Annotated in this window: 5 protein-coding genes; 3 read left to right on the forward strand and 2 right to left on the reverse strand. The window is 51.0% G+C overall.

What is annotated here, in order from left to right; translation table 11 throughout:
* Positions 1 to 325 precede the first annotated feature (325 nt).
* Positions 326 to 1,345, reverse strand: a complete 1,020-nt coding sequence (locus K5R89_RS26435; RefSeq protein ID WP_064175069.1) for an alpha/beta hydrolase — start codon at positions 1,343 to 1,345, stop codon at positions 326 to 328.
* A gap of 786 nt (positions 1,346 to 2,131) precedes the next feature.
* On the opposite strand from K5R89_RS26435, the gene K5R89_RS26440 reads away from it, so the two are divergent.
* From K5R89_RS26440 to K5R89_RS26450, 3 genes are all read left to right on the forward strand, one after another.
* Entirely contained in the window at positions 2,132 to 2,554 is a 423-nt protein-coding gene (locus K5R89_RS26440) for a MarR family winged helix-turn-helix transcriptional regulator (protein ID WP_064175070.1), read from the forward strand.
* A gap of 393 nt (positions 2,555 to 2,947) precedes the next feature.
* Positions 2,948 to 4,420 (forward strand): aldehyde dehydrogenase family protein, encoded by a 1,473-nt coding sequence (locus tag K5R89_RS26445; RefSeq protein WP_064175071.1) that lies wholly within the window; start codon positions 2,948 to 2,950, stop codon positions 4,418 to 4,420.
* Positions 4,421 to 4,514: 94 nt separating this feature from the next.
* The gene (locus K5R89_RS26450) at positions 4,515 to 5,141 is read left to right on the forward strand and encodes a TetR/AcrR family transcriptional regulator (RefSeq protein ID WP_226911712.1); all 627 of its coding nucleotides are present in this window, start codon (positions 4,515 to 4,517) and stop codon (positions 5,139 to 5,141) included.
* Positions 5,142 to 5,253: 112 nt separating this feature from the next.
* On the opposite strand, the gene K5R89_RS26455 is transcribed toward K5R89_RS26450, so the two are convergent.
* Positions 5,254 to 5,838 (reverse strand): IS30 family transposase, encoded by a 585-nt coding sequence (locus K5R89_RS26455; RefSeq protein WP_260630714.1) that lies wholly within the window; start codon positions 5,836 to 5,838, stop codon positions 5,254 to 5,256.
* Positions 5,839 to 5,894: the final 56 nt, after the last annotated feature.

The following is a 5,894-nucleotide window of genomic DNA, read 5'->3' on the forward strand; positions in this document are numbered from 1 at the left end:
ACTGATGGAGATGGAAGCCACGCAAGCACCTTAAAATCACCATCATACACTAAATCAGTAAGTTGGCACCATTACCGTAGCGGCAGGTACCTACCCGTTCAAAAGATGATCTGATGGTTCTCACTTGTGAAGTTAATTGTCCGCTGTGAGCGAAGAGCGGAATTTAGAGATTAAGGTTGTGCGAGGACTTACAGCAAAGAATAACATGACTGCGTAATCTGGTGTGCTCAACAAAGACTTTCTCGACTGGATTAGCACAGGTATGAACCAGACTCATATAAAACAGCGCGGCATTTGGCCGCGCTGTTAGAATATTATCCGGTTATTATTTCAGATGTTTATGCAGTTCTGCACCCGCCTGCTCCAGCGCAGTTTTGACGGTGGGCTCCTGACTCAACGGGTTCAGCAGCCCATAGTCATGGATCATACCGTTGTAGCGTGTCACGGTCACAGGCACGCCAGCGGCATCCAGCTTGCGTCCGAACGCTTCACCTTCGTCGCGTAGAACATCCAGTTCCGCTGTCTGGATTAAGGTTTGCGGGAACCCTTTCAGCTGTTCCGTGGTGGCTCGCAGTGGCGAGGCTAGAATATTATTACGGTCTGACGCGTTAGTGGTGTAGTTATCCCAGAACCATTTCATCATGTTCTTCGTCAGGAAATAGCCATTTTCGTACTGGTTATAGGATGTGGTGTTAAAATTCGCGTCGGTTACCGGCCACAGCATCACGTTATAACGAATCTTCGGTCCGTTAAACTGTTTGGCCTGCAGCGCCACAGAGGCCACCATATTCCCGCCAACACTGTTACCGACCAGGCCCAGACGGCTGCCATCCACGCCAATTTCCTGACCGTGTTCAGCCACCCACTTGGTTGCCTCATATGCCTGGTTAATTGCTACAGGGAAGTGGGCCTCCGGTGACGGTGTGTAGTCCACATATACTGCAGCAGCACCGGATGAGCGAACCAGATCCCGTATAAGACGTTCATGAGTCGGGAAATCTCCCAGCACCCAGCCACCACCATGGAAGAACATGAATACAGGAAGTGTGCCGGTAGCGTTGTCCGGTTTCACGATTTTCAGTTTTATGGATTGCCCGTTTACCGTGATGATTTTTTCTGAAACCTGCGCAGTTGGCAACGTAACGCCCTTCTGTGCCCCGATCAGTACCTGACGGGCCTCCTGCGGGGTCATTTTTTCCATGGGCTTGCCGTTACCGGAGTTCAGCACGTTGAGAAATGCCTGCACTCCGGCCGTGGGAGCAGGAAGGTTGACCAGTTGTTCGGAACCCACAGCGGTGGCGGATGCGAAAAGAGCAGAAGTCAGGACAGCTGATACGGTTTTCATGATTAAGCCTCGTTAGATGTATGTTGATTGTATTATTCAGTTGAGCGCCGGTTATCCCCGACATCACCTTGTGTGAATGATACTTGCACGCAATATTCTTTTAGTCAAATATTATTCATTTATCTTTTTTTGAATATTTTAAATGGGGTTAATTAATCTTGAAAAAACAGCGGCTTAGTAAAGATTTCATTCTGTTCTTCAGATTCGGATACTTATACGCCCTGCCGCACGCTCCCGGGTACAATCCATGTTCTTGTCCTTGCCTGGCGACTGGCCGGCCGATGGACTGACCGCAGCTAATCCGGTTCTGCGCCGTTTCAGTGAGTATCCCGCACATTGATCGACACAGACACGGGGCGGGTAATCTCTTGTCTGCCTGGTTAACGCCGGAGCTAAAGGCTGTTCGTGTGCGTCGTGATGAATATAAAAGTAATCAATCACTTATATAATTACAATGATTATTTATACAAGAAGTTTTCAGACGTTGTGTGGATGGCCAGCTGCGACGGATGAGAAGCGGTTCAATGAGAAAAGTACGTTAAGAAATGCCCAAACCTCGCGGCGGAGCATAAAGACTGGCCGGTTGTTCAGAATATACCGCATGGGCGAATGCAAAACTGGCAGAAGTCAGAACAGCAGATCCGGCTTTTGTGACTGAGCCTTTTAAAAGTATGTTCATCGTCCTGTTACCGGAAACTAACTTTTACGAATTAAACTTGCATGCAATATTCTTTCTATCAAATATTATTTATACTGTTTTTATATCTTCATCCCGGGGTTAATTAAATGAAACAAAACAGCTTCCTGGAAGAAAAGCTATGCTTCTCTTTGTACTCGGTTACAAACGCGTTGATCCGCCAGTATCGACCATTACTGAAAGAATTTGACCTGACCTACCCACAGTTTGTCGTGCTCATGGCACTCTATGAGCAGGACGATATCCCGTTAGGGGCGCTTGGTCAGAAGACATTATTTGACTCTGGAACGCTGACACCGCTTGTGCAAAAACTTGAGGGGAAGGGGTTTCTGAAAAGGATGGCCGTCGTCGGAGATGAAAGGATGAAAAATGTCGTACTTACTGAAAAGGCGCATGAGTTGAAAGAGGCTCTGCTTGAACTGCCTGGTAAGATGAGATGTACCATGCAGATGAAAGATGAGGAGTTAGATCTGCTTCGCCAGCTGTCAGCTAATCTGCTGAAAGATCTGTAAAGCTTTATGCCGGGTGTCGCGGCCTGGATATGAGCACGATCTCTTCGTTTGAACACAATAAACATTTCGCTCACTGAAGACACGCATTCGATACAGCTACAGTCCACCTGTACCGGGCAGCAAAAGACATGAGCTGCCGCCTCAGGGCGATGCGTGTTCGGTCCATGACCATTGTATCCTCACTAAGACTAATCCTGTCCACGCCAGCGGCGTTATCCCATAATTTCTGAGTGTTGTAAATTAGCATTGCATTTATATAAATGATCGTTTACTTTTATATTTATCACGACGCAAACGAGCAGCCTTTAGCTTCAGCGTCGACCGATCAGACCAGGGACTCCCCGCACTGTGTCTGCGTCAACCAATCCGCGGGATACTCTGAAAGGAAATATCATGGAACATCCGAATTTGACTGAAGCTGCAAAGAACTGGATCAACGGTAGCTGGAACAACGGAGGCACAATCAGGCAGGCGGTCAGCCCTTCGACTGGCCAGCCCCTGGGTAACTACCTGGACATCGGCGCTGACGAAGCACGCCAGGCGATCGAGGCCGCCCGCACTGCTTTCGACACCACAAACTGGTCCAAAGAACGCTCCCTGCGCTCGCGTGCCCTGTTTGAGCTGGCCGATGAGGTCGAAAAACGGGTGGACGAGATAGCAATCCAGCTCGCCCGCGAAGGGGGCAAGCTGTTGGCGCAGACACAGTGGGAACTGGCGTTAACGGTGGAGTGGCTGCGTTATGGTGCCGCCACGGCACTGTTGCAGACCGGTGGGCGTGCCCTTGAAGCCACTCCGGGGATGCACTTTCATTCCGATCCCGAACCTCTTGGCGTTGTGGGGGTTATCTCGCCCTGGAACTCACCGATCATTCTGTCAGTGCGCGCTGTCGCCCCCGCACTGGCTGCCGGATGTACTGTGGTGCTAAAGCTGCCACATCAAACCGCACTTACCAATACACTGTTTTCCCGGGCAATCGCCGCAGTCAAATCGCTGCCGTCGGGTGTACTGAATGTGATTACCGAAACCGGGAGTATTGGTGCCTCCATGCTGGTTGACTCCCCGCTGGTGAACATGATCAGCTATACCGGCAGCACTAAGGTAGGCCGCCTCATTGCCGCCAATGGTGCCAAAACGCTCAAACGTCTGAACCTGGAACTGGGCGGCAAAGCGCCGCTGATCGTATTCGATGATGCAAACCTTGATGTGGTAGTACCGCAGATCGTCATGGCACTGGTTGCAATGAACGGCCAGTTCTGCTGCACCGGTTCGCGTGTACTGGCCCAGAGTGGCATTGCCGACCGATTGCGCGCCGCGCTGATCGAGGCTTATCAGAACGTCCGGCTCGGCGAAAGCGAGGATCCGCAGGCGCAACTTGGTCCACTGATCGACAAAGCCAGTGTTCAACGCGTTGATGCTGTGGTCGCGGAAGCAGAATCTTATGCCAACATTCTGGTGCGCGGCGGCCCGGTCGACGAAGGCCCTCTGGCTGCAGGTGCGTTCTACCGCCCCACCCTGATCGAAGTACAGGACCTGGACGCCTGTGTCATCCAGTCCGAGGTCTTCGGGCCAGTCCAGACTTTCGAGATTTTTGAAGACGAAGCCGACGCAATCATGCGCGCAAACGCTACGGAATTCGGTCTCGCCGCTTCGGTGTTCTCGGGCGACACGGCGCGCTGCCGGAGAGTTGGCAAGTCTATTCAAGCCGGTCATATCTGGCTAAACTGCTGGGGCGTCATGTCTGAGCATTTTGAACAGAGCGGCTTCAAGCAAAGTGGTATCGGTGTCCTCTGTGGGCCACGTGCGATTGAGCAGTTTCAGGAAATCAAGGTCTATGCGAGCGTTGAGGCAACGCCGACGTCGCTCTGACGTCTATCGCTTTGCAGCCAGCCTTACCTGCAAACTGAGGACGACACCATCCCGGTGCCGTCCTTGTGTTACCTGAATGGAATATATTGTGAAAATGAAAACTGGTGCAGACAAGCCCCTGCGCGGGCGTCCCGTGAATGAGCATGCGCGTGAAGAGCGCATGACCCAGATCCTCGACGGGGCCAGAAACTGCTTTATACAACGCGGGTTTCACGCCTCATCCATTTCCGAGATCGGTAAAGCTGCAGGGGTGAGCGTTGCAAACATCTACCAGTACTACCCGAGCAAGGAAGCCCTTATCACTGCGCTTATCGAACTCGACCTGCAGAGGCATCACAATCTGATAAGCCGTTTCTGGAGTACGGATTTCAGTCGCGAGGCGATTGAAAAACTGCTGTCAGAGATCTTCCTCACATCCGAGGGACACGCGGTGGCGGTTTTGCGTGCTGAGATCGCCAGCGAAGGTGCGCGTAACACACATGTCGCCGAACTCCTTCGTGATTCAGAATCTGGCCTGATTAACAGTGTTCGCCGCAAGATACGCGCGGCCCAAAACAGCGGTCAGATATCTGCTGCGCTCAATCCAGACGACGTCACAGAGCGCCTTTCCCTCGCTTTTGAGGGACTGATGCGTCTGTACCTGTTCTCCCCGGACAATGGACAGAAACTCATTGAGCAATATTACCGCCAGTTTGCCGATACGCTTCAACTGAAATCCTGAGTTCCTGTCTACGGTAGGAAGTGAAGGTGGTGACTGTTTACCAGGGACTGCTTTATCGGTTAGTGCCAGATATTAGCATAACGATATTAAATGTCCGCTTTTGGCTGTGAGTTCAACTGATGGATGCAACACACTGATTAAACCGCTCTGCGGGTGATTCATAGTCTAGCGTTTTTCTCGGCCTCTCGTTGAGCTGTCTGGCAACACTGTTTAGTCTTTGCTGGCTGTGAACCGATAAGTCAGTTCCTTTTGGAAAATACTGTCTGAGTAATCTGTTTGTATTTTCATTTGAACCGCGTTGCCAGGGGGATTGAGGATCGCAAAAATAAATCTGTATGTCTGTCGCTATAGTAAACCGGGTGTGGCTGGTCATTTCTGCGCCTCGATCCCATGTTAGTGTTTTATAAAGCTCAGCAGGTAACTCCCGTGCTTGTTTGATGAGTGCTGATATAACCGTTATGGTCTTGTTGTCCCTGACTTTGGCCAGCATAACAAAACGGGAATGACGCTCTACGAGGGTGACGATATAGGAGTTTTTCGAGCCCTGGATCAGATCACCTTCCCAGTGACCTGGTATGTCTCTGTCTGCGACTTCCGGTGGCCTTTCGCTGATAGGTATCGCATTCGGGATTTTCCCTAATCCTTTCCCTTTAAGCGATGATGTTCTGGATCTACGCGGCTTTGTTGAATAAATCAGATTTCGGGTAAGTCTCCCCCGTAGCGGGTTGTGTTTTCAGGCAATACGCACGCTTT

Source organism: Klebsiella sp. TF21-TM (assembly GCF_019753495.1).
GTDB lineage: Bacteria > Pseudomonadota > Gammaproteobacteria > Enterobacterales > Enterobacteriaceae > Klebsiella > Klebsiella quasipneumoniae.